The organism is Hyphomicrobium sp. DMF-1 (assembly GCF_027886585.1).
In the GTDB taxonomy this organism is placed as follows: domain Bacteria; phylum Pseudomonadota; class Alphaproteobacteria; order Rhizobiales; family Hyphomicrobiaceae; genus Hyphomicrobium_C; species Hyphomicrobium_C zavarzinii.
Window position 1 is genome coordinate 1,009,020 of the sequence record NZ_CP115706.1, and the last position, 22,498, is coordinate 1,031,517.

Annotated in this window: 15 protein-coding genes; 11 read left to right on the plus strand and 4 right to left on the minus strand. The window is 61.4% G+C overall.

Going from position 1 to position 22,498, the window contains the following annotated elements; all coding sequences use genetic code 11:
• The first annotated feature begins 22 nt into the window (after positions 1–22).
• The gene (locus PE058_RS04575; protein WP_156827169.1) at positions 23–1,687 is read left to right on the plus strand and encodes a TadG family pilus assembly protein; all 1,665 of its coding nucleotides are present in this window, start codon (positions 23–25) and stop codon (positions 1,685–1,687) included.
• Between the two features lie 36 nt (positions 1,688–1,723).
• Here PE058_RS04575 and PE058_RS04580 read toward each other — a convergent pair whose 3' ends face one another.
• The 4 genes from PE058_RS04580 to PE058_RS04595 form a co-directional block, all read right to left on the minus strand.
• Positions 1,724–4,219: an MASE1 domain-containing protein gene (locus PE058_RS04580; RefSeq protein WP_271029989.1), complete on the minus strand. Its 2,496-nt coding sequence runs from the start codon at positions 4,217–4,219 to the stop codon at positions 1,724–1,726.
• Between the two features lie 130 nt (positions 4,220–4,349).
• On the minus strand, positions 4,350–7,193 hold the full coding sequence (locus PE058_RS04585) for a cation-transporting P-type ATPase (RefSeq protein WP_271029990.1): 2,844 nt from the start codon (positions 7,191–7,193) through the stop codon (positions 4,350–4,352).
• A gap of 313 nt (positions 7,194–7,506) precedes the next feature.
• Positions 7,507–8,238 carry a hypothetical protein gene (locus PE058_RS04590; protein ID WP_156827170.1) on the minus strand — a complete coding sequence of 244 codons (732 nt, stop codon included), beginning with the start codon at positions 8,236–8,238 and terminating at the stop codon, positions 7,507–7,509.
• A gap of 348 nt (positions 8,239–8,586) precedes the next feature.
• Positions 8,587–8,937: a hypothetical protein gene (locus PE058_RS04595; RefSeq protein ID WP_020084190.1), complete on the minus strand. Its 351-nt coding sequence runs from the start codon at positions 8,935–8,937 to the stop codon at positions 8,587–8,589.
• A gap of 312 nt (positions 8,938–9,249) precedes the next feature.
• Here PE058_RS04595 and PE058_RS04600 point away from each other — a divergent pair, with 312 nt between their 5' ends.
• The 10 genes from PE058_RS04600 (at position 9,250) to PE058_RS04645 (ending at position 22,400) form a co-directional block, all read left to right on the plus strand.
• Positions 9,250–10,293 carry a glycosyltransferase family 61 protein gene (locus PE058_RS04600; RefSeq protein WP_271029991.1) on the plus strand — a complete coding sequence of 348 codons (1,044 nt, stop codon included), beginning with the start codon at positions 9,250–9,252 and terminating at the stop codon, positions 10,291–10,293.
• A 309-nt stretch (positions 10,294–10,602) separates the two neighbouring features.
• Positions 10,603–11,157 (plus strand): serine acetyltransferase, encoded by a 555-nt coding sequence (locus PE058_RS04605; RefSeq protein WP_020084192.1) that lies wholly within the window; start codon positions 10,603–10,605, stop codon positions 11,155–11,157.
• Between the two features lie 38 nt (positions 11,158–11,195).
• The gene (locus PE058_RS04610; RefSeq protein ID WP_020084193.1) at positions 11,196–12,788 is read left to right on the plus strand and encodes an AMP-binding protein; all 1,593 of its coding nucleotides are present in this window, start codon (positions 11,196–11,198) and stop codon (positions 12,786–12,788) included.
• A gap of 44 nt (positions 12,789–12,832) precedes the next feature.
• Positions 12,833–13,069, plus strand: a complete 237-nt coding sequence (locus PE058_RS04615; RefSeq protein WP_020084194.1) for an acyl carrier protein — start codon at positions 12,833–12,835, stop codon at positions 13,067–13,069.
• Position 13,070: 1 nt separating this feature from the next.
• Entirely contained in the window at positions 13,071–14,303 is a 1,233-nt protein-coding gene (locus tag PE058_RS04620) for a type III PLP-dependent enzyme (RefSeq protein WP_271029992.1), read from the plus strand.
• A 394-nt stretch (positions 14,304–14,697) separates the two neighbouring features.
• A complete protein-coding gene (locus tag PE058_RS04625; protein WP_271029993.1) occupies positions 14,698–16,050 on the plus strand; it encodes a tyrosine-type recombinase/integrase in 1,353 nt (450 codons plus the stop codon).
• Positions 16,051–16,691: 641 nt separating this feature from the next.
• On the plus strand, positions 16,692–16,967 hold the full coding sequence (locus PE058_RS04630; protein ID WP_271029994.1) for a hypothetical protein: 276 nt from the start codon (positions 16,692–16,694) through the stop codon (positions 16,965–16,967).
• A complete protein-coding gene (locus PE058_RS04635) occupies positions 16,951–17,685 on the plus strand; it encodes a hypothetical protein (RefSeq protein ID WP_271029995.1) in 735 nt (244 codons plus the stop codon). The genes PE058_RS04630 and PE058_RS04635 overlap by 17 nt, the downstream gene beginning before the upstream one ends.
• A gap of 327 nt (positions 17,686–18,012) precedes the next feature.
• Positions 18,013–20,076, plus strand: coding sequence for a DUF927 domain-containing protein (locus PE058_RS04640; RefSeq protein ID WP_271029996.1), 2,064 nt, complete (start codon positions 18,013–18,015; stop codon positions 20,074–20,076).
• Positions 20,077–21,158: 1,082 nt separating this feature from the next.
• The gene (locus tag PE058_RS04645) at positions 21,159–22,400 is read left to right on the plus strand and encodes a hypothetical protein (protein WP_271029997.1); all 1,242 of its coding nucleotides are present in this window, start codon (positions 21,159–21,161) and stop codon (positions 22,398–22,400) included.
• Positions 22,401–22,498: the final 98 nt, after the last annotated feature.

Genomic DNA, 22,498 nt, shown 5'->3' on the forward strand with positions numbered 1-22,498 from the left:
CCCCCAGGAGGAGGTGCATCCCGTGGCCCTCAAATCATTTGCGAGAAGAATATGCCGTAACCGGCGCGGCTCCATCGGCGTTCTGATGGCGCTGTTTCTCACGGTCAGCGTCGGGTGCTGCGCGATCGCGGTCGATATCGCATCGCTCTACCTAGAGCGGCGCACAGCGCAGGGTGTGGCGGATCTCGCCGCAATCGCGGCCGCAGGCGACATTGTGCGCGCCCAGGAGGCCGCGCACGCCACGCTTGCGGCAAACGGTTTCAGCGCGATCCGCTCGCTCGATGTGATCAAGGGGCGTTACGAGATGGATCCGGCGCTGTCGCACGAGAGGCGTTTCGAGGCCGGCAAGCAGCCTTTCAATGCAGTTCGCCTCAATGTGGCGATGGGGGGACAGCTCTATTTCGCGAAGTCGTTCATGCCGGAGCCCGAGATTTCTGTGTCGGCGATCGGTACTGCGGATGCGCAGGCGACGTTCTCCATCGGCAGCCGATTGGCTTCGGTTCAGGGCGGACTGTCGAATGCCATTCTCGGCGCGTTGCTCGGCGGCAACGTCTCTCTTTCGGTGATGGACTATCAGGCTCTTCTCAACGGGAACGTCTCGCTGTTGAGCTTTCTCTCGGCGTTGTCGACGGAGGTCGGCGTGACGGCGGGGACCTACAGCGACGTGCTCAATGCGAACGCGACGGTGGGACAAGTTCTCTCCGCGTTGGCCAAGGCCGCGGCTTCGAGCGGTCAGTCGCAAGCAGCTCAAGCGGCAACCGTGCTGCTGGGCCAGGCTAATGCCTCCGTCACGGTGCCATTGCACTCGCTGGTCGATCTCGGACCCCTGGCGCAAGCCGCGGTCGGACAGCCACAGGCGGGGCTGGCGGCGGACGTCAACGCAATGTCTCTCGTTACGGCGCTTGCTTCGCTCGCCAACGGGAACAAGCAGGTCGCGGTGAACCTCGGCACGACCATTCCAGGTCTGCTCAGCCTCAAGGTCGATATCGCCATCGGCGAAGCGGCCCAGCATTCGGGCTGGGTCGCGGTGGGGCAGCCCGGCGCGATCGTGCGCACGGCGCAGACGCGGCTCCGGCTGCTCGCGGAAGTCGGCGGAAGCGGGATCCTGAGCGGGGTTCGGATCAGGCTGCCTCTCTACCTCGAGATCGCGAGCGCCGAGGCGCGCTTGAAGAGCCTTGCGTGCACGGGGGGAGCCTCCAACGCGCAAGCGACCGTGGAGGCGCGTCCCGCGGCAGCGAGGGCCTGGATCGGCGATGTCGCCCCGGGCGGGCTTTCCTCCTTCGGGTCGAGCGTTCCCGTGACGAGCGGCACCATCGTGCAGGCATTGCTGGTGAAGGTAACGGGGAGCGCTTACACACAGATGAGCAACACGTCGGCGACGGATCTCACTTTCACCATGAGCGATGTGAACGGGCACGTGATAAAGAGCGCGGAGGTTCGCGACTTTCTCTCTTCGCTGACCTCGCATCTTTTGCAAACGATGGACCTTCACGTCGACATTCTGGGCCTCGGCGTTGGCCTCTCGGTCTCCGCCGTTAAAGGCGTGGTTCTTGCGGCGCTGACGCCCGTCACTTCGACGCTCGATGCTCTGCTGGTGCCTCTTCTTCAACTCGTGGGCGTGCGCCTGGGCGAAGTCGATGTGCAGGTGAACGGTATCCGGTGCGGCGGGGCCGTGCTGGCTGGATAGATGGATCGCGAGTGGCGCGAGGCCAGAGATCGCCGCTCAGACTTCCTGTCCGCGCTCGCTCAGCACGCGATTGATCGCTCGTGCCAGCTCTTCCTGCCGGTAGGGCTTCGAAAGACGGAACAGATCCGGCATGGCGTTTTCCGGCAGGTCGGCCCAGCCCGTCGCCAGAATGATCGGCATGTCGGGCCGTTGCTCGCGGATTTTCGCAACGAGCTCTATGCCTGTCATGCCGGGCATGGCCTGATCGGTGATCACGATGTCGACGGGTGCGCCGGAGTCGAGAACGGTGAGTGCCTTTCGGCCGGACGAGACCTCAATGGTGCGATAGCCGAGATCCTCGAGCATGGCGACGGTGCCCATGGATACGAGCGGATCGTCGTCGACAACGAGGACCTGGCATTCCTTGACGGCCTCGTACATATCGGGCTCGGGCGGCGAGGGGAGGGTCGCTTCACCGTCGGATGCGGGTATCCATACGCTCACGGTGGTGCCTTTGCCGACCTCGCTCTCGATTTTCATGGACCCGCCGGATTGTGCGGCCAGGCCTTGCACCATGGAGAGTCCCAGTCCAGTTCCCTTGCCGATGCCTTTGGTCGTGAAGAACGGCTCTATGGCGCGGCGCAGCGTATCGGCGTCCATGCCGGTGCCCGTATCCGTGACCTCAATCAACACGAAACGGCCGGGTTTGAGCTCGGTGCCCGGCAGGCTCTGCGTCACGATCTCGTCGCTGATCTCGATGGTCAGCGATCCGCCGCTCGGCATGGCGTCGCGGGCGTTGAGTGCAAGATTGAAGAGGGCGAGCTCGAATTGTGTGGGATCGACGGTCGCCATCGTGCGGTCGCTATGTAATCTCGTCGTAATGGCGATGGAGGGGCCGATCGAACGGCGAAGAAGCTCGGTCATTCCGGCGATAAGCTTCTGAATGTCGACGGTTTCGGGCTTAAGGTCCTGCCTGCGCGCGAACGTCAGAAGGCGCTGTGTGAGGGAGGCGCCCCGTTCGGCCGCGCTCAAGGCATTGTCGAGCAGCCGTTTCGATTGCGGCTCGGCGGGAAGCTTCTTTTCGAGCAGGCGAAGGCTCGAGATGATGGCGGCGAGCAGGTTGTTGAAGTCGTGCGCGACGCCCCCCGTCACTTGTCCGATGGTTTCCATCTTCTGGGCCTGGGCGAGCTGATCGCGCGCTTTCTCCAAGGCGAGCATCGCTTCGCGCTTTTCCGTCACGTCCCGCGTGATCTTGCCGAAGCCGACGATGTTGCCGTGGGAATCGTGGATGGCGTCGATCACGACGTTGGCCCAGAAGCGCGTTCCATCCTGGCGCTGCCGCCAGCCTTCGCCTTCGTAGCGTCCCTCGCGGGCGGCCGTTTTCAGGGCTGTGCCGGGGAGATCGATCGCCTTGTCCTCGGGCGTGTAGAACATGCTCACGTGCTTACCGAGCGCCTGCTCGCGGGTGTATTGCTTGATGCGGGCGGCGCCTGCGTTCCAGCTCACGATGCGGCCCTGCGGGTCGAGCATGAAGATGGCGTAGTCGTGAATACCGTTGATCAGGCGCTGGAGCTGATCTTCGCTTTCACGCAGGCCGGTATCGCCGTCCTTTGCCTCGCTGGCACCGCTCGTCTCCTCGTAGTCCGCGAGAGCCAACTTCTGCTCGTTGGGCTTGGAGCGCCTCTCGGCGGACAAGGCGAGGCTCGGAAGTGCGATGCTGGCCAGGAAGACGAGTCCGGTCAGCAGGGCATTGTTGAGAAAGAGGGGGCTCAAGGCGTTGCTTCCGGCGAGCGTGGCCCAAATCATGCCGGCGGCGAGAACGAGCGCCACGGCGGCGGTGTTGCGCGGGCTCTGGTAGAGCGCGGCCCACAGAAGCGGGATGAGGGCGATGAACGCCAGGAGCCCGCGATCGAGCCACGCCGCCAATGCCGGGCTGAAGGCGATGACGCCTGCCAGGAAGGCGATCGCCAGGATTTGCAGCAGCGGACGAAGCTCACCCGATGCCAGGGGGTCGCGCAGGAAGAGGACGATAGCCGGCGCGACGAGCACTGCGCCGGCAAGATTGCCGAGCCACCATGTCAACCAAAGCGAGGGGGCTGATTGCGAAAGCGTGCCCTCTGCAACTTGGAGCGCGCCCACGCCAACGGTTGCGCTGATGGGGGTCGAGATTAGAGCGACGACGAGCGCGAAGACGGCAATGCCCGGGGCGGTGTCGAAGGTGCGGATGCCACCGGAAAAGCGATTGATGAGGAGCCCGGCGGCGATGGCTTCGAGCGTATTGCCGGCGGCGATAGCGAGGGACGGCGCCACGGTGCCGGTGGTGGTAAAGTCGGCGAGGAAGGCCGCGACAAAGATCGCGGGCGAAATTCTCAAGCCCCATATCAGGATAGCAGCCAGAGCCAAGCCCGCCGCCGGCCAGATGGCGCTGGCGCTCGGATGTGCCGCTGCAAGCAGCATTCCGCCCTTAGCCAGCAGGAAATAGGTGATGCCCACCCCAACCTGGTCAAGTGCACGGGCGGAGCCAGTCGTCAACGCGATCTCACTTGAATTCATTGGGATGCCTCAGGAGCGAGACATTCGCACTAAATTCCGGACCGCGAAAACGGTTCCTGCCTTTCACAACTATTTCTTTGCGCGCTGGCTCGGGGATCCCGCGGCTTGAACCCGGGCTTTGCGCGAGGGCTCAGCCGGCCTTCCGGGTCGCCGGCTGATGGGGATCTACGGTGACCACCTCGGGGTCAAGTCCGTCGAAGATCTGGAGGCGGCGCAGGATGATCTTTTCCATCTCCAGAATGACCATGAGCAGGACGCCCGCACCCGCGATGACAATGCCATCGGCGAAAGCGATGGGACGCGTGTCGAACAGCTCCTGCATGAAGGGTGCGTAGGTGAACGCGAGCTGCGCGATGACGACCGCGGCAAGGGCGAGCAGCACGGGCGGGGTGCCCATGGTGCCTCGGAAGGTAAACGACGTCATGTGCAGATAGCGCACGTTGAAGAGGTAGAAGATCTCGAACACAACGACGACGTTGACTACCATCGTGCGAGCCATCTCGATGCCGAGCCCGCGATTGAGGGCATAGAAGAAGATTGCAAGCGCGCCGATGGTGAAAAGGGCCGAGACGAAGAAGATGCGCCAGACGAGGAATTGAGAGAGGAGCGGCGCGTTGGAGCGGCGTGGAGGGCGGCTCATGACACCGGGCTCGGTCGGCTCGAACGCCAGCACGAGCCCCAGCGTCACCGTCAGGATGAGATTGATCCAGAGGATCTGGGCCGGCGTCATCGGCATGGTGAAGCCGAACAGAATGGCCGCGATCACCGTCAGAGCCTCGCCGCCGTTGGTCGGGATGGTCCAGGCAATTACCTTGCGGATGTTGTCGTAAACCGTGCGTCCTTCGTGCACGGCCGAGACGATCGAGACGAAATTGTCGTCCAGCAGCACCATCTCGGAGGCTTCCTTCGCGGCCTCGGTGCCTTTCCGGCCCATGGCGATGCCGACGTCTGCCTGCTTGAGGGCGGGGGCATCGTTGACGCCGTCTCCGGTCATGGCGACGATCGCGCCGGTTGATTGCAGCGCGCGCACGATGCGAAGCTTGTGCTCGGGGTTCGTGCGGGCAAATACCTGCGTGCGGGTGGCGATGGTCCGCAGCTCGTCGTCCGTTGCCTTGTCAAGCTCGGCGCCGGTGACGACTTCGGCCGTGCTCGCGAGGCCGAGCTGGCGTGCGATAGCGGATGCCGTTGCCGCGTGGTCGCCTGTGATCATCTTGACGCCAATGCCGGCGGAGCGGCATTCGGCGATGGCGTCGATCACCTCGTCGCGCGGGGGATCGATAAAGCCGACGATGCCGAGAAATACGAGGCCGTGCTCGACGTCCGCGAACGTGAGGCACTGGTCCGTGCCTTCCGGGTGCTTCATGGCGAAGCCAAGAACCCGCTCGCCTTCCGCTGCGGCGCGGGCGATCTCCTCGCTCCAGTAGGCGGGATCGAGGGGCTGGGTGGCGCCGGACGCGGTGGCTTCGGCCGAGCACATGGCCAGGAGCGCTTCCGGAGCACCCTTCACGAAGATCGCGTCGCCGTGATGGTGCTTCGTTCCGTGGTTCGGCGTGGTGGGAGCGGGCGAGACGCTTGCCGCCGTGGCATGGCGGGTGGCCATGAAGCGATGCTGCGCGTCGAAAGGGATCTCGTCGGCGCGCGGCCACTCGGCGCGCACGTGCTCCGGGTTGAGCCCGGCCTTCATGGCGAGCGCGACGAGCGCGCCCTCCATGGGATCGCCCTCCACACCCCAATGCCCGTCCGCATGGCGAAGGTGCGCATCGTTGCAGAGCAGGCCCGAGCGAATGAGCGGCGCGGCGGCTTCGAGCGCTGCGACGTCGTCATCGCCGTCGAGTGCCGTGAGGTCGCCCACGGGCTCATAGCCCGAGCCGCTGACGAGGAGGGCATAGTCCGGTGTCACGATCCTGCGCGCCGTCATCTCGTTGCGCGTGAGGGTGCCGGTCTTGTCGGAGCAGATGACGGAGGTTGCGCCGAGCGTTTCCACGGCGGGGAGGCGGCGGATCACGGCATTGCGGGCCGCCATGCGCTGCACGCCGATGGCGAGCGTGATGGTGATCACGGCCGGCAACCCTTCCGGCACCACGCCGACTGCCAGGGCTACGACGGCGATCAAGGCATCAGGCCACGGGTAGTCACGCAGGAGCGTGGCGAACGCGAAGAGAAGCGCGGCGGCGGTAATCGCGACCCAGGTGAAGCGCTCTCCGAAGCGGTTGATCTGGCGAAGCAGAGGTGTCGTGAGCAGCTCGACGCCCTGGATCAGCGCGCTGATGTGGCCTATCTCGGTTTCGCCGCCTGTGGCCACCACGACTCCCGTTCCCTGGCCCGCGGCGACGAGCGTGCCTGAGTAGGCCATACCAGTGCGATCGCCGAGGGGGGCGTCCGTGGCAACGATGCCCTCGCGTTTCTCTGCCGTGACGGATTCGCCGGTGAGCATGGCTTCGTCGATCAGCAATCCGCGCACGCGTATGAGGCGCAGATCGGCGGGTACGCGATCTCCCGCCTCGATAAGCACGACGTCTCCCGGAACGAGGCCGGCTACCGGAATGCTGGTGCGGTGGCCGTCGCGCCAGGCATTGGCATGGGGCGAGATCATTTTGCGGATGGCGGTGAGCGCCTTCTCAGCCTTGTCCTCCTGGATGAAGCCGACGATGGCGTTGATGGTGACGACGGCGACGATCACCGAGGCGTCGATGTAGTGGCCAAGAATCCAAGCGGCCACGGCGGCCATCAGAAGGAAGTAGATCAGGACGTTGTTGAACTGTGCCAGGAAGCGGAGCAGGGGATGGCGCCGCGCGGGCTCGGGGAGGCTATTGGGCCCATAAGTCTTGAGGCGGCGGGCCGCTTCTGCCGTCGTCAGTCCGGCAGTTGTGGTTTGCAAAACGCTGAAGAGGGTTTCGGCCGGTTCCGCATGCCAGGGGCGCAAATGCGAGCTCGTTCCCTGGTTGCCGGTTGTGACTACGGTCTCTCCACCCATTCAGATATTCGCTCCGTGTTTCGTGCGCTTCGCCTTCTAAGAGGATCGAGCCCTATGCCGCCGCCGGATCGCAAGGCTCGTCTCCCTCGGTGTGAGTCCGTCGGGATCGCGATATCACGAAACCGCATACGCCCGAACGGTCGGCGTTCGAACTCTTCTCACTCTTGTCCGTATAGGTGCGAGGGGAGAGGCAAACTTTGATCTCCATCAACCGGTGCTCGGATCCTTCCTTTTCTCCAAAGAGATCGCGCTCGCGAAGCCCATTGGACGGACCTCGCGAGCGCGCAGCTATGCGGATTTTAGGGAGATCGGCTCAGAGCCGTATCACACGCCGGTAGAGGATGATCAGATAGAAGAGAATGAACATGTAATAGAACGTCTCGGTGACCTCGCTCGGCCGAGCGATGATCTCAGAGATCAGGCTGTTCTTCTGCAGCCGGTCGGTCCCCTTGAACGCGATGGCGCCAAGCGACACCGGCAGCATCGCGAACGGCGGTGTCAGGAACGCAATGAGGTCGCCTCCTACAGGGCCGTGGCGTCTCGTCACGAAGGGCGCGATCACGCCGCCTGCGACGATGGCAATCTCCAGGATGAGTTGGGGTAGCTGGTTGAAGACATAGGAGGTGTTGTGAAGATTGGTCTCGTCCTGCCGGTTGTGCTGAGACCACGCTTCAGGCGTCTGCCACTGGAACAGGTGCTGGCCCCAGCTTTCCTCTTCGCCTGCGATATAGATGCAGGCGATCGCGAAGACGATGATCGCGGCGCGCAAATAGGTCAGGCGCCGGACTTGCTCCATCGTCAATAGCTTGAAGCATATGACGGCGCCTGCCGCCGGCATTAGGAAATGCAGGCGTTCCAGGTATCCGACGTGCTCGGGCAGGACGTGTGTCTCGTAAAACGCGGGTGCGAACGTCGCAACGGCCATGACGATCGCGGCTGTCGCGAGCGGGATCGCCCACCACCACACCTCGCCGACGCCCGGCCCCCACATCGTCGCTGCGCGAAGCCTGCTTGCGGCTTCAGGAGGCCGGTTGTCAGTTGTCATGACGCCCTTTCCTTCCTCCGAGTCCGGGAGACTTGCGGGCGGAGAGCGGAGCGGGTTCGGCCTTCGGCAGAAGGAAAAGCACGACGACGAGCGGGGGCACCAGAAGGCACCAGGCTGACCACGACGAGAGATTTCGGTTTCTGTTCTTTGCGAGGATGGCACCAGCGATCGCGGCTGAAAAAGCGATGGCGCCCCAAATGACGATTGTGAGCATGGAATGTGTCCGTTGGCTTGAAAGGGTGAGGTTGGCGATATGGCCTTGCGCATGCCGCAGACGGGAGGCTGCGAGCGATCTCGGCGGGCGAGACGCGGTTGCCGGATTGTCGTCGGCTTGCGCAGGCGAGCGGATCAGGCGGCGCGCGGAGGGGCTCGCGGTGCGTTGCTCGTCTCGCGGAGGTGATAGGTCAGCGTGCCAAGCAGCGACGACGCGCCCGGCTGAACCCCTTCAGCGGCGCGAGACGGTTTTGGGCACGGAACTGCGGGCGGCTGCGTTGCCGGCTTCATCGTGTGCAGGCGATGGCAGGTTGCGACGGGGGTGTCCTCGTCGCTGGTGTCCTCGCCCTGCTCGGCGTGCCGCGGTTTATGGAGCGGGCGCTCGTAGCCCGTGGCCGCCTGCCAGGATCGGAATTCATCCGCGCAAGCAGGCGTCGATCCCGCCGCAATCCAGGTTGCGACGAACAGCGCCAGTGATGCCAGCAATGTTCGGGCGATCGGCAGGCTAGGCTCCGTGGGTGCGGCGACGGGGGTGTCGGGGTTTTGGCGGATGGCACGCTCGCAACGCGCCGTATCCAGGTTCACAAAGTAGGGTTTACCGCGATCCTGGTCCAGGCCCGTGTCATAGGCAAGGCGAGCGCTTCTGAAGCGCGGGAGTGGGCCAGCCGGCCATGGAGCGGGGTCTCCGGAGTTAAATTAATATAATAACGATCAAAGGCTTGCCGGACGACGGCAAAGCCTTCTCTGGTCTGATCGGTCTTGCGCTTTGCGCGAGGTCCTGACGCCGGAGTTTCTGCCTTGATCTCGTTCCGTCCCGCCTTGCACGCGCTGAAGCAAGCCTGTGGCCTGCCGCAGGCGGAGATCGAATCCGCTGCGGTCGAGCGGTGGGTGGTGGCGCCAAGTGAAACCCGCTTCATCCCGCCCGCCAAATTCCTGCCTGGGCAAATCGAGCGCATCCGCGAGGCCGAGTTCGGGTCGGTCGCGAGCGTCGTGCGCGATTTTCGTGGCGGATACGACGCCGTTCAGGAAGACACGCTCGGGTTCCGCCTCAAGGATGTGGACCTGGTGGATGGCGTTCTCTACGCGTCGGGCGCCATCAAGCATCTGAGGCCTCGCCACAGCAAATGGCCCGCGTATCTTCAGCCGCGGGAGGTCGTAAGCGGGGCGCTCTATGAAAGCTGGGTTGGCAACACCTGGTTCGGCTCCTGGCTCTCGGACGATTGCCTGACCTATCGCCTGGCTGAAAAGTACGGCGCGCCGGTCACCACGACCATGACCACGGGCGGGCACGTTCCAACCTATGAAAGCAAGCTCGGGATCAAGCCGCGCCGCATCAATCGCGCGCATTTCGAGCATCTGATCCTGTTTCGAGATCTCTCCCAGAATAGCCACAAGAAGGCGCGCGCCGATCAATTCCGGGAGCGGGTGATTGCCGGCATTCCTCATGACGCTCACGCCGGCGTCTTTCTGCTGCGCGGGAGCACGGGCATGCGCCGGGTGCTCGCAAACGAGCGCGCAATCGCGGAGGAACTCGCGTCAAAACGGGGATTTCGCATTCTCGATCCGTCGATGGCGCCGGTGGAGGAGATCGTTTCGGCTTGTGCGGGCGCGCGGGTCGTGGCGGGCGTCGAGGGCAGTCATCTCGTCCACGGCCTACTCGTCATGCCGCCCGATGCGACGCTGTTCGTCGTACAACCTCCGGAGCGGGCGGTCTCGGCGCTGAAGGTGATCACCGACCGGCAGGGTCAGACGTTCGCGTTCGTGGTCGCTACGGGCGGGGAGAACGAGTTCATCGCGGACGCCGGAGAGATCCAGCGAACTCTGGATCTCGTTTCGGGCTGATCGCGCGCCTCAATTTTGGGCAGAATGTTAACGGCGTTTCCCTGGTATTTCCGGCGTACATGGCGCCAATCTCTGCGGCCGTTTACTTCATTTCCCGAAACAGAAGTTACAGAATCCTGTTTCTCATAAAAGTACTCCCAATTGTCATATCATGGAAATGACCTGGGGCTTGAGTGGGCTGTCGTTCTTGGCTGTCCGGCAGAAGCGGGCTCCAGATAATTCAGGCGGTCGAGGGCTGCGCCGACACATGATTGTTCCGCATGACCATCACGCATGCTGGGGGCTTTTCTCACCGGGAGCCTGTGGGAAATGTCCGTGAAATTTTTGAATCTGGTGCGGGGAGATTACGAGCGGCATGGACGCTCGGCTCTCAATGCCGCCTTCGTCTCGCTTCTGGTCTATCGTTTCGGGCGCTGGGCGATCGAATTGCCCAATCCAATCGCGCGGCGCGTCGCACAGAAGATCTATGGCGCGATCAATGTCGTTGTCGCGAACGTTACCAAAATCTGGATTCCGCCGCAGGTGACCATCGGCGACGATTTTCACATCATCCATGCGGAGGGCTCGCTTTCGATCCATCCGGAGGTGGTGATCGGAAAGCGGCTCGGCGTGATGCACAACGTGACGATCGGCACCAATATGGGGCCGGGTACGCCCGTGATCGGCGATGATGTTTTCATCGGCGTCAACTCGACGGTGCTCGGCGGCATCAAGATCGGGGACCGGGTGCGTATTGCCGCCAACACGGCGGTAACGACGAATGTTCCCTCGGATTCCATCGTGGTCGGCTCGCCCGCAAAAATTTATCCTCGTCTCACTCCGTTTCCCAAGAAGGACCGTGCTCAAAGCGCCGGCCAGGGATAGAGCGATTGCGGGATGAAAGACTTCCCGGAGAGTTTGTCGTGAACGCGCTGACAACGACTTTCTATCACCTTCTCGCGGACAACCTGGAGGTTCGTCCGCACAAGCAGGCTTTGGTGGATGCCGACCGTTCCGCGACCTACGAGGAGGTGTCCTCAGAGGTCGACCGCATCGCGGCTTATCTCAAGGCGCAGGACATAAAGCCGGGAGACCGGGTGATCGTGCACCTGCGCAAGAGCATCGCCGAGGTTACGGCGATGTTCGCCGTCTCGAAGATCGGGGCGGTGGTCGTCAACGTGAACACGCAATGGACGATCGAGCAGCTCGGCTATGTGGCGGACGACTGCGAAGCGCGTCTGATCATCATGGACCCGCGTCCGGCGAAGGCGCTGGCGCGTAGTGCGCTTCCTGCCTCCGTCGCGCGTGTGCTCGTTCTCGGTGATGCGCCGGACGACGCGCGTTTCGACGGGTGGACTGCCACGGCGGCGAACCCGAGCACGCCGGAGGTGGCGCGTCTCGAGACCGAACTCGCGATGATCATCTACACCTCGGGATCGACCGGCAAGCCCAAGGGCGTGATGTTGAGCCATCGCAACATCGTGGCTGGCGCAAGGTCGGTCGCGCGCTATCTCCAGCTTGCCGAGGACGACCGCCTGCTCAGCGTGTTGCCTTACAGCTTCGATTACGGCCTCAACCAGCTCACTACGATGATGCTGATGGGCGGCACGGTGGTGCATCAGCCGGTCGCGATGGCGACCGAGATCGTGCAGGCGATCCAGCGCTATGAAATCACCGGCGTCGCGGCGGTGCCGCCGCTCTGGAACCAGATCGTGCGGCTACTCGACGAGAAGCCCGCGAACCTTCCGATGCTGCGGCGGATCACCAACTCGGGCGGAAAGATCCCGCTCAATATTCTCGAGCGCATGCCGGATGTGTTTCCGGACGTCGACATCTACCTCATGTACGGCCTGACGGAGGCGTTCCGCTCAACCTATCTCGCGCCCCAGAAGTTCAGGGCGAAGATGGGCTCGATCGGCCGGGCCATTCCCGGATCAGAGATCTACGTGATCAAGCCCGGCGAGGGTGTCGCGGGGCCGGGGGAGCAGGGCGAACTCGTCCATCGCGGTCCTCTCGTGAGCCTCGGCTATTGGGGGAAGCCGGAGATCACGAGCGAGAAGATCCGTCCTTGTCCGGAGCTTATGGATCTGATAGGTGCCGAGCCGGTCGTCTACAGCGGCGATACCGTTCTGGTCGACGCGGATGGTGATCTCTGGTTCGTCGGGCGCAACGACGCCATGATCAAGACCAGCGGGTTCCGGTTGAGTCCCGACGAGGTCGAGGATCTGATCTACCGGAGCGGGCTCGTGGGCGAGGCGGTTGCTTTCGGTGTGAGCGACGACGATCTGGGCGAGGTGGTGCATGTCGCCGTCACGCCGCTCGCGGGCTTCGACGAGGCGGCCTTGCTCAAGCATTGCCGGATCGCCATGCCACACTACATGATCCCGCGCTCGATCCATGTGTGGGACACGGCCATGCCGCGCACGTCCAGCGGCAAGCTGGCGCGGCCCGACGTGATCCGAAGCTGCAAGGAGCGTATTTCCAGGCAAGAGGCGCTTTCGGGCGCCAGCGTCTGATCTATTCGTCAAACTGGTGAGTGAAGGGCACTCGAGTGGACACAATGACTTTGACTGAAACGCAACTTCTTTCATTCCTCAAGGACACGCTCAACGTGGATGGCGACGTGAGCCTCGAGAGCGAGCTGTTCTCCTCCGGCGCGCTCGATTCCGTCGCGATGCTACAGCTCATCACCTTCGTCGAGGAGACGGCAGGGGTGCGTGTGCGTCCCGAAGACGTCACGCTCGAGAATTTCGATTCCGCTCAGCGCATCCTGAGATTTGCAGAAAGCCAGCAGTGATATGAGCGGCGCTTCCGTCGACGAATGCCTCCTGTGCGTCGCTACGTCGATCGGCACGCCGTCGTTCGTCTATTTCACGGAGCCCATCGTGGCACGGGCGGCGGCCTTGCAGGCCGCGTTCGGCGGCCGCTTCGCGCTCAGCTATGCCGCGAAGAGCAACCCCAATCCGGCGTTGCTCGGCTGGCTCAAGGATCATGTCGCATTTCTCGACGTGTCGTCGATCGGCGAGTTCCGGCTCGGAACGCAGGCCGGGTGGGAGCCCGCGCGTGCGAGCTTCACCGGCCCCGGCAAGCGCTGCTTCGAGCTCAAGGAGGCCATCGAGGGTGGTCTCGGCGAGCTGGTTCTCGAGTCGGTTCGCGAGGCGATTGCGGCGGACCGGATCGCGGGTTCGCTCGGGCGCGTTCAGCATGTTCTGGTGCGTATTGCGCCCTCGCGCGTGCCCAAAGGGTTCGGCGACCAGATGGCGGGACGGCCGAGCGCATTCGGCATCGACGTGGAGGAGATCTACGAGGCGTTTCCGAAAATCCTGGCGCTTCCCAACCTGCGCGTCACGGGGCTGCACATCTACTCCGGCACGCAATGCCTCAAGCCCGATGCGATCGCTGAGAACTACCGCACCTTCCTTTCGATTTTCCGCGAGGTCTGTGACCGCTACGATCTCGCGCCGGAAAAGCTGGTGTTCGGATCGGGGCTCGGCATTCCCTATCACGATGGGGACAAGCCGCTCGATCTCGCCGCGGTCGCGGGCGGCATCATCGGCGATCTCGACGCCTTGAAGGGTGAGGCGCGCTTTGCAAGCACCCAGCTCGTTCTGGAGCTTGGCCGCTATCTGGTGGGTGAGGCCGGCTACTTCGTGACGCGTGTCATTTCCGTCAAGGAGTCGCGCGGGAACCGCATCGGCATTTGCGATGGCGGCATGAACAATCACCTGCCGGCTTCCGGTCACTTCGGGATGGTGATCCACCGCAACTACGCCATGCACAAGGTTGGCGGCGGAGATCCCGCAGAGAAGATCGACCTCGTGGGCCCGCTCTGTACGTCGATCGACCGGCTCGCCAATGGCGTCGTGCTGCCCAGGATCGAGGAAGGCGACCTCATCGCCGTCCACAACAGCGGGGCGTATGGGCTGACCGCCAGCCCCATCCACTTCATCAGCCATGCGGCTCCGCGCGAGGTGCTGGTAGAGGCGAACGCACCGCGCGATGTGACGCGCCAGCTCGGCGATATCGCCTAGCCTCCCGCTCCGCCGTGGCGCAGCGGCCGACACGGCCGGAGGACGCGACAGCATCGCTCGGCGCAGGCAGGCTCGGTCCGTATTTTAGAAGATGGATTTGTAGAGGATGTTGGTTGCGGGAGTAGGATTTGAACCTACGACCTTCAGGTTATGAGACTTATGATCTGATCCTTTGTGGACTTTTCGACACGATCTGCATTTCTGCAACCACGCATAAATTATATATGCAACATATGTAGTTGGCCTATCCTGGTCTCATATTAGGTTTTCCTTTTGTCAACCGGTAGGGCCAGGGATGATCAGCAATGAATGCCAGGGGAATACCAGGAATTGTTGACTGTGATGTGGTGTTCCTGGCATCATTGACCTGAAGATCATTCAGCGAGGGCTGCAAATGCCGAGGGTCAGCACAAATAACTTTTCAACGGACGGCGAGCTTGCGGCGATAGTCAAAAAGTCGCTCAATCAGCCGCAAAAGGAATGGCGGGACACGACCACTAAGGGACTCGTGTTTGTCACGCAGCCGAGCGGCAATCACGCTTGGTATCTCTTCTATGTCCCTAAAACGGGCGAGCGGCTGCGTAAACTAAAGCTCGGAGACTACAGCCGCGAGTTCGGGCTGAAGAAAGCCCGCGAAGTTGCAGTGGCTCGACGCGCGGAAGTCGACCAAGGGGCGGACCCTGTTGTGGTGGCTAGGCAAGCCAAAGCCCGTCAACAGGGTCTCAAGTTCCAAGGGCTGGCTGAGCGCTTCCTCGCTGAGAACCATCGCCTGTCCGCTTCAACGCGAAAGGTCTACGAGTATGCATTGAAGAAGGACGCCTATCCGCGCATCGGCTCCAAGCTCGTCGACGATGTGACGCGCGAAGACATTATCAGCATCTGTCAGGCAATCGAGAAACGCGTGAAGGTCGATAAAGAGACCAAGGTGCGCCACAAGCCTACTTCGCAGTCCGACCACACGCGCCTGACTATCAGCGCTGTCTACACGTGGGCGGCCGAAGAAGGGCTCGCGAAAGCCAATCCGGCTCGTGATATCAAAAGGCGTGGCGAGAAGCTTGCCCGTGACCGCGAACCGACTGCCGACGAAATCAAAGCTCTATGGAACGGTGTTGAAGGCGGGAAGCTTTCGGATGCCATGCGGTACATCATTCGGCTGTCGATCCTCACCGGCCAGCGGCGCACTGAAGTAGCCGGTGCCCGTGTCTCTGAAGTCCAAGGGCTCGACACAGATGCGCCAATGTGGGTAATCCCAGGCGACGTGAACAAGCGCGGCAAGGTCATTGAAGGCCGAACCAAGAATGGGCTTACGCAAACGCTGCCCTTGTCTAAGCAGGCCGCTGCCCTGTTCAAGGAAGCTATCGAGAAGTGTGCGGCTGAAGATCAGATATTCCCCGCCGATCTGAGCCGGGTGAAGACGGGCAAGGCGTCTCGTCTGCCGCATATCCACGGCGAAAGCGTCACGATGGCCATGCGCAGGCTTCGTGAAGACATGGAGTTAGACGATATCTCCATACACGACATGCGTCGTGGTGTGTCCAACTGGCTCAAGAATGAAGGCGTCTCGCGCGAAGTCCGCGACCTGATCCTGAACCATAAGGACCAGAGCGTGACGGAGAAGAGCTACACGCAGAACGCTCGAATGGAGAAGCAAGTTCGGGCAGCGCTACAGGCGTGGGCCGATCATGTCTGCCAGATCACCGGTCAATCGGCAGACACAGCGTCGAACGTCGTGGCGCTTCGCGCGTAAGTTCTCCGAGTCATCGATGCATTGAGGCGGCCGGCTTTCTGTGAGCTGCCGCCCTTTTTGTTTGGGCCGGCCTCGCGCGTACACGTGCGCGTAGGGCGTCGTTCCCCCCTCAGAATGCCCGTTCCTGACTCGTAGCGAGTCCTGGGCTGGGTTTTGAGGGGCGGCGGCTACCCATGTAGCCAAGAACGCAAACGCCCGCCTGCGACTCTCCTAGGAGTCTGCGCGCGATGTGGGGGGCAACGGGGAGCCGGGGAGAAGCTTTGTCACCACCTGTCACCACCAAAAATCAGCCGGTGGTGACAGTAGTGGTGACAGTAAAAACCCAATAAAATCAGTCATATCTATCTATATCTATCTACTGTCACCACTGTCACCACCACATTTATAACGCCTCGCGCGATTTCAAAAAGCGGCTTATATCGCCGGCAAAAAGTGGTGACAGCTCCGGACCCTCCGGAAGCCCAGCAAATACGGGCTTTTCGACGCCAATTTTGTCACCACCGGAAAGTGGTGCCGCATATTTTCGGGTCCTTTGGTCCCATTATTCGCCACCAACGCACCCCTTGAAATGCTCGCAACGAGTATAATATGAATGTTCAACGGTTGCTTGGGGTTGCCGGCTTTTGTCTTGAGAGGATTTTATGGAAAACGTAACGGTCGCTAGCGCTTTAACGGCGGAGCAGTTGGCCGTCCACTTTGATATTTCAGTGGTCAATGTCCGGCTTTGGAAGCGCTTTCGCGGCTTTCCTGATGATGCGTTTTGGGTAGGCCCAGACCGCCGCGGCTATTACGACCTTGAAAAGGTTACGGCGTGGCTTCGGTCACGTGATTTTTCGAGGGGTCGCAAGCCGAAATGGCTGGCGAAAATTGGACATCCGTTGGCGGTCTCAGAGTCGACAGGTGGTCGCCGTGCTTAGCTCGCCTGATGATATGCAACTCGTCGCTACTAATTCTGCGACGACGGTCCTGCCTATATTTGTAGAGGCCGAAGTGTGTCCTGAGCCGCGGAAAAGGCGAACCAGTAAGCCTAAGACTCTGGTCCCGGAGAACTTCAAGAGGCACCTTAAGCCGAGCACTGCGGCGCTTGCGCTGGCCAAAGCCGATGGTTTGCCGCGGTCAGAGCTGAGTCGGCTTGCGAAGGCTGCGACGACCTTCAAATGGAAACTCGGGGATGCGCCGCTTGCGGATGCAATGGCGCGTGCAATCCGAGCGGACCGAACCCTTAGCCCGCGGCAGCGCGAAGACAGGCTCAAGCGGCTGACCGCGGATCTCAAGGCGGCGGCACAAGCGGAATACGAAGCCCTGCGTGTTGAGGCCGCTGCATGGGTTGAGCGTGTCAACGCATTTGAAGCTGACGATAAGGCCCGCCAGCGGAAAGAGGCGGCAGAGAAGAGGGCTCATGAGTTGGGCGTTCAGACCCTCTTGCGCCAATTCCAGACCTGGAAAGACGAGGCTGGCGACTACCGCCCTCAGTACGCTGTGTACGGCGATGCCCATATGTGGGCGATGAAAAACTCAGAGCACCAGCGCGTCTCCCGCATGAACTCTGTGGGTGCCAGCCGCGGCGTACAAGAAATATTTCGGGAGGCAAACGTCCGTCCCGCAAAATCTAAAGGGAAAGTCAATGTCAACTGATCTCAACTCAAGCGCGACGCTCGTCAACGTCGCAGAAGCCGCCACGTTGAGCGGCTGTTCTCAATCTCTCATTGTCTCGCTGGTCCATAGCAAGCGCTTCCCCGAGCCGGTGCACCGCCGTCCCTGGCTTTGGGACGCGGATGACGTTGTGCGTTGGGTCCGCGTGACCAGTGAGACGGCGAAGCGCACAGCCCCACGTCCTAAGCGGAAACGCTAGGCCGGCAAACGCCACACCCGAAAACAAAAAGCTCTCGCCGCGCCAACGGAGAGAGCCTTTGATTTAAGCCGCACCGTGCGACCGGTGCATTATTCTTCGAGAGAACACTGATGCATACTACACAAACTGACGAAAAAATCAACGCGCAGGACGCGCTTTATCGGTGCGGTTTCGACCCGGACATTCAGGATGTGACACGCTGGGCCAAAGGCGCGAGCATGTTGCTCGATCTCTACTTCCCTGAGGGCTCCCTTGCGAAGTCAAAGATGGGTAGAGAGCTGGCCGAGGTTAGCCAGTTCCATGCGGCCGGCGACTACTTCTCGGACGGCAGCTACAATCCGCTGTGCGGTTTGTTCACAGTCTACGGCGAAGCTGTCGACCCGATGACCGGCGAGCGAGCGCTCTACATCAGACACCTTGACGCGTACGGCCGGCCAGTCACGACGCGGGTTCCTTACAACGATATTGCTACGGGTGGCTCGACACTCGCAAAGACGCTCGCGAATGCCGGGCTGTGGGTGACGAGCACGAAGAAAGGCCGGGAAAGCCTTGCTTCCATGCTCTCCGCGATCAAGCCGCCACGGCTAACGTTGGCCACGTCTTACGGGTGGCTTCCAAACCGGAATGTATTCATCCTTGGCAACAGAGCTATTGGTGCCAGAGACGGCGAGCGCATCCACGTTGACAACGCATACGTTGGGAAGGTCAAGCTTGCCGAACGCGGCACGCTGGAAGATTGGCGCGCGTCAGTCGGAAAGTATGCGTCGGGAAACTCGCGACTGATATTTGCGCTCGGAATGGCTGTCACTTCTCCTCTTCTTAAGTTCGCTCCCGGTCAGACATCGTTCGTCGCAAACCTTCGCGGTGATAGTTCCGTAGGCAAGAGCACGGCTCTCAATGTCTTCGGCTCCGTGTGGGGTGGCGCAGAGGGCGGGCTCGGGTTTAATCATGCATGGGACATGACGGACAAAGACGCGGCAAAGAAAGCCGCTGCGCACTCGTACATCGGTCTCGGTCTTGATGAACAAGGCCAAATGGGCGGAGATCCCGCAAAAGTTGCCTACTCGATTGCGAGCGGCATTGAGCGCGGGCGGCTAAACAAGGACGGCTCGGAACGTGAGCAAGCTAATTGGAGGGTCTGCGTACTCAGTACCGGCGAGCGCTCGATAGCCGAAATTATGGAGACAAAAAATCCCCGTGAGCGTCAGGCCAGTGGCACCGAGGTTCGCAACTTCGACGTACCGGCCGACACCTCGGCTCACGGCATCTTTGATGAGTTGCACGGCTTCGCGGATGGTCGCGCGCTGGCTGAGCACTTGGCGGACGCGACTAACGAAACTTGTGGTACGGCCGGTCCCGCGTTCGTTGAACAGCTAGTTCGGAACGTTGACGCGGTTGGGCCGGAGGCTTTCGCGAGAGAGCTGCGTTCCAGTACCGACGAATTTCTAGAGTCGCTTCTGCTCTCGGATGAGACGGACGCCGCAGTTCGCCGCATCGCTAAGCAGTTCGCACTTGTGGCTGTTGCGGCACGATTGGCTTCGCGCTTCGGTATCTTTCCGCTCGGAGAGTCGGAGGCATTCGACGGGGTGCGCAAGTGCTTCAATGACTGGCTGCGCGCTCGTGGCAGCGTCAAATCGTTGGCAAAGATTTCGGATCTGGTAGCGGTTAGAGACTTCCTTCAGAGCAACGGCGGTAAGTTTCCGAAAAATCCGTCCGGAAAGCCAACCGCTGAAGAACGGGAGAAGTTCGAACATGCGATGCGTAACGGGAGCGGCTTCGGCTTCCGGCTTGTCGCGAAGATCAACGGGACGAAAAAGCAGTGCTTCGGTATCACGGCTGCGGGGTGGAAATCGTTACGTCTCGCTCGCGGCAATGCCTTGGGACAGCTCGAAGACCTAGGGCTGATTGAACGCAGAGGTGATCTGAAGCACCCCTATAAGACGCAGGTTCGTCTTCCGGACGATACGCGGACTTGGCTCTATGTCATAGACGCAGCGGTACTTGAGATTTCGGACAGTGGTCACCTTGAGCCGGACGTTCAACGTTCTCCGCTTCCGATGCTCGATGACGATAACAACGTAATCTATCTCGAAGCGCCCAGCGTCGCAGACACGTTACGTTCGGCAATCTACGGCCGTGAAACTTCGTCGGATGATTTGAACGCTCTGGCTTAACGGTCACCTTCCGCCCTCAACGTCGGCTTCCCTGCATCGGCTTCTCTCCCGGTGCGGACGCTTCGTCGTGACGTTGAGGGCGGCTCTTTTCTACAAGCCGCCGTCAGCCTCGCCCTCGTTCTTGTGGAGCGCGGCCTTCGCGTTCTCTGGAGCCCTGATCTTGTAACTTATGTCCGGAGCTTATCCGGCCAATCAGTCGAGTAGTCACCTAATGGAACCTAAGAAGAAACGAGCCTACACAAAACCAAACCCTAAGCCCAAGCCAACACCCGTCCACTTGCTGCCACCAACTCACATGCGCCACGGTGTCATGGGCTTCATGACCAAATGTCCAGCGTGCGGCGTTGCGCATGACTTCGGGCCTATACGGCAGTTGCGAGACGGTAAGCCGCATAAGATGCCGAGCTGCTGTGTGCCGATGCTCGACGGCGTGTCGGCTTCAAAGATCGATTGGTCGCCAAAGGAATACAAGCTTGCTGGTCCGATCCCGCCAAAGCATCGAGCCCTCTATCTTGGTAGCCTTTGCTCCGCCCTTGACGTTGCTGTGACCAACACGGAACGCCGGAAGGCGAAGGCGCTGAACCGTCGCGTGGAAAAACGGCGTCGTAAGATCGCGATAGAAAGGCGTGCTGTGGGAAAGATCGCTGCCGCAAGGGGATAGACTCAGCTTGAGTCTTACTGATTGTCGCTTGTTGCGTTCGAGACCGTCGCCAATTCACATTCTATGCAAATCAGTTCAACCAAGTAGCTGACAACGCTTACCAATGGAGAACTGACTATGTTGCACAGACTCACGATTAACGCTGCGGGCCTAGCCGCTTACGTTGAGGTTATGGCTAGTGATCCCTGCGGCTATCTTGGCGACGGCACTGCGAACGCGTGTATGCGGCTCGCTTCGACGCTGCACCGGATTTCACATCTGGCCGATGTTGCTAACACGTGGTTGTCACGCGTTCGCCGTGCGTTGGTCGCGCCCTTTAAGAGTTTGAGAGTCGAGGTCGCGTAAAACGAGCGAACCCCCGCAGCCCGGCAAGGCTGGCGAGGGTTCTTGAAACTGATCCTGGCTAAGAGGACCAATTCCCATGCCTAACCACATCACCATTGCGACCAGTTGTAAAGACTCCCAATCTTTCTTGAGTCGGCTCAAACGGCTATTGCCCACCGGCTCACACAGCTCTCAGCAAATCACATCTAAGACTTCGGCAAGGCTCGCGAACGCGGCAGCTATCTCTCTGGTCACTGCATCCACCGGACTAGGCGCATATTACGCATGGTTCGTTGGTGCGCATCACGGTTGGCTTGTAGCCGGCTTGTTCGTGTGCTTCGCGGCCGGCCTTGAGCTGGCAAAGCCGTTGAGTGTCGCGGCTGCGTTATCGGCGTTCCGCTCCTTATCGCTTGTTCGCGGGGTCGCTTTTGCCGTGCTTGCTCTCGTTGCTGTGGTCTACAGTCTCACGGCCGAACTTTCCCTTATGGCTGCGTCACGCTCGGACACGGTTGCTCAACGCGAAGCCGTGCTCAAAGCTGCGGCGGACGCAGAGTCCACCGCTCGCCGCGCCGCTGAACGGTATGAGCGTGCGAAAACTGAGCTGGCCGCACTGCCCGCGGCGCGCCCGGTCGGGGAACTTCAAGCCGAGATCGATGCGCTGTTACTTCGACCCGGTGCCAACGGATGCGTTGCAGTCGATGGCCGCGTTACACGTGAAGTCTGTCCCAAGGTTGCTGACCTGCGAACTGAGAAGGCCCGAGCCGAACGCCGCGCCGAGCTTGAACAGCTTCTTGCCGCCCCGCTTCCCACGGCCGACGCGAGCCAGCCGGCAGTCGGTAAGCCGGACCCGGCGGCCTCTGCCTTGGCCGCTTACCTTGCCTTGCTTGGTATCGTGGTCGCCCCCGCCGTGCTTTCGGAATGGTTTGTGCTCGTGCCGGTGCTTGCTCTCGAAGTCGGCTCGGCATTCTCAGTGCTGTTAGTCCAGTCCGTTGCGCCAGCGCCCGGAGTCGCTGCAACTCGTCAGGTGGTTCAGGTCGCGGCCAATCGTAAAGAGCCGGTGGTTCAGCCCGCTGCTCAAAAGCCCGCGGTTCAGGTGGTTCGCCCTGCAAACTTGGCCGTCTCCAAGGAAGTGGACCACGTACGCGAAAAAGTTAAGGTCGCGATTGTGGACCAGCTCAAAGCGAGCGGCGGGTTCGTATCTGGCGGGGAACGCGGACTGGCGAAACTCGTGGGCGCAAACCGCTCAACGATGCGGCGCGCAATCAATGGCCTCGTGATGGCTGGCGTTGTCGTCGCTGAGGCTACCCGCAACGGAACTTTGCTACGGCTTGCGGCTTAGATACTGCCTTCACTTCAACAACCGAAGCCTTGCTCGCCACTCGGCGGGCGAGGTTTTTTTTAACACGTAACAAGTTATTTATACTCGCCGTGCGCGAA

Bases quoted from the DNA above. Each gene is read 5' to 3' on its own strand.
- PE058_RS04645 (WP_271029997.1), top strand. From the start codon at position 21,159: ATGCCTAACCACATCACCATTGCGACCAGTTGTAAAGACTCCCAATCT.
- PE058_RS04615 (WP_020084194.1), top strand. From the start codon at position 12,833: ATGACTTTGACTGAAACGCAACTTCTTTCATTCCTCAAGGACACGCTC.
- PE058_RS04620 (WP_271029992.1), top strand. From the start codon at position 13,071: ATGAGCGGCGCTTCCGTCGACGAATGCCTCCTGTGCGTCGCTACGTCG.
- PE058_RS04640 (WP_271029996.1), top strand. From the start codon at position 18,013: ATGCATACTACACAAACTGACGAAAAAATCAACGCGCAGGACGCGCTT.
- PE058_RS04630 (WP_271029994.1), top strand. From the start codon at position 16,692: ATGGAAAACGTAACGGTCGCTAGCGCTTTAACGGCGGAGCAGTTGGCC.
- PE058_RS04605 (WP_020084192.1), top strand. From the start codon at position 10,603: ATGTCCGTGAAATTTTTGAATCTGGTGCGGGGAGATTACGAGCGGCAT.
- PE058_RS04625 (WP_271029993.1), top strand. From the start codon at position 14,698: ATGCCGAGGGTCAGCACAAATAACTTTTCAACGGACGGCGAGCTTGCG.
- PE058_RS04590 (WP_156827170.1), bottom strand. From the start codon at position 8,238: ATGACAACTGACAACCGGCCTCCTGAAGCCGCAAGCAGGCTTCGCGCA.
- PE058_RS04585 (WP_271029990.1), bottom strand. From the start codon at position 7,193: ATGGGTGGAGAGACCGTAGTCACAACCGGCAACCAGGGAACGAGCTCG.
- PE058_RS04580 (WP_271029989.1), bottom strand. From the start codon at position 4,219: ATGAATTCAAGTGAGATCGCGTTGACGACTGGCTCCGCCCGTGCACTT.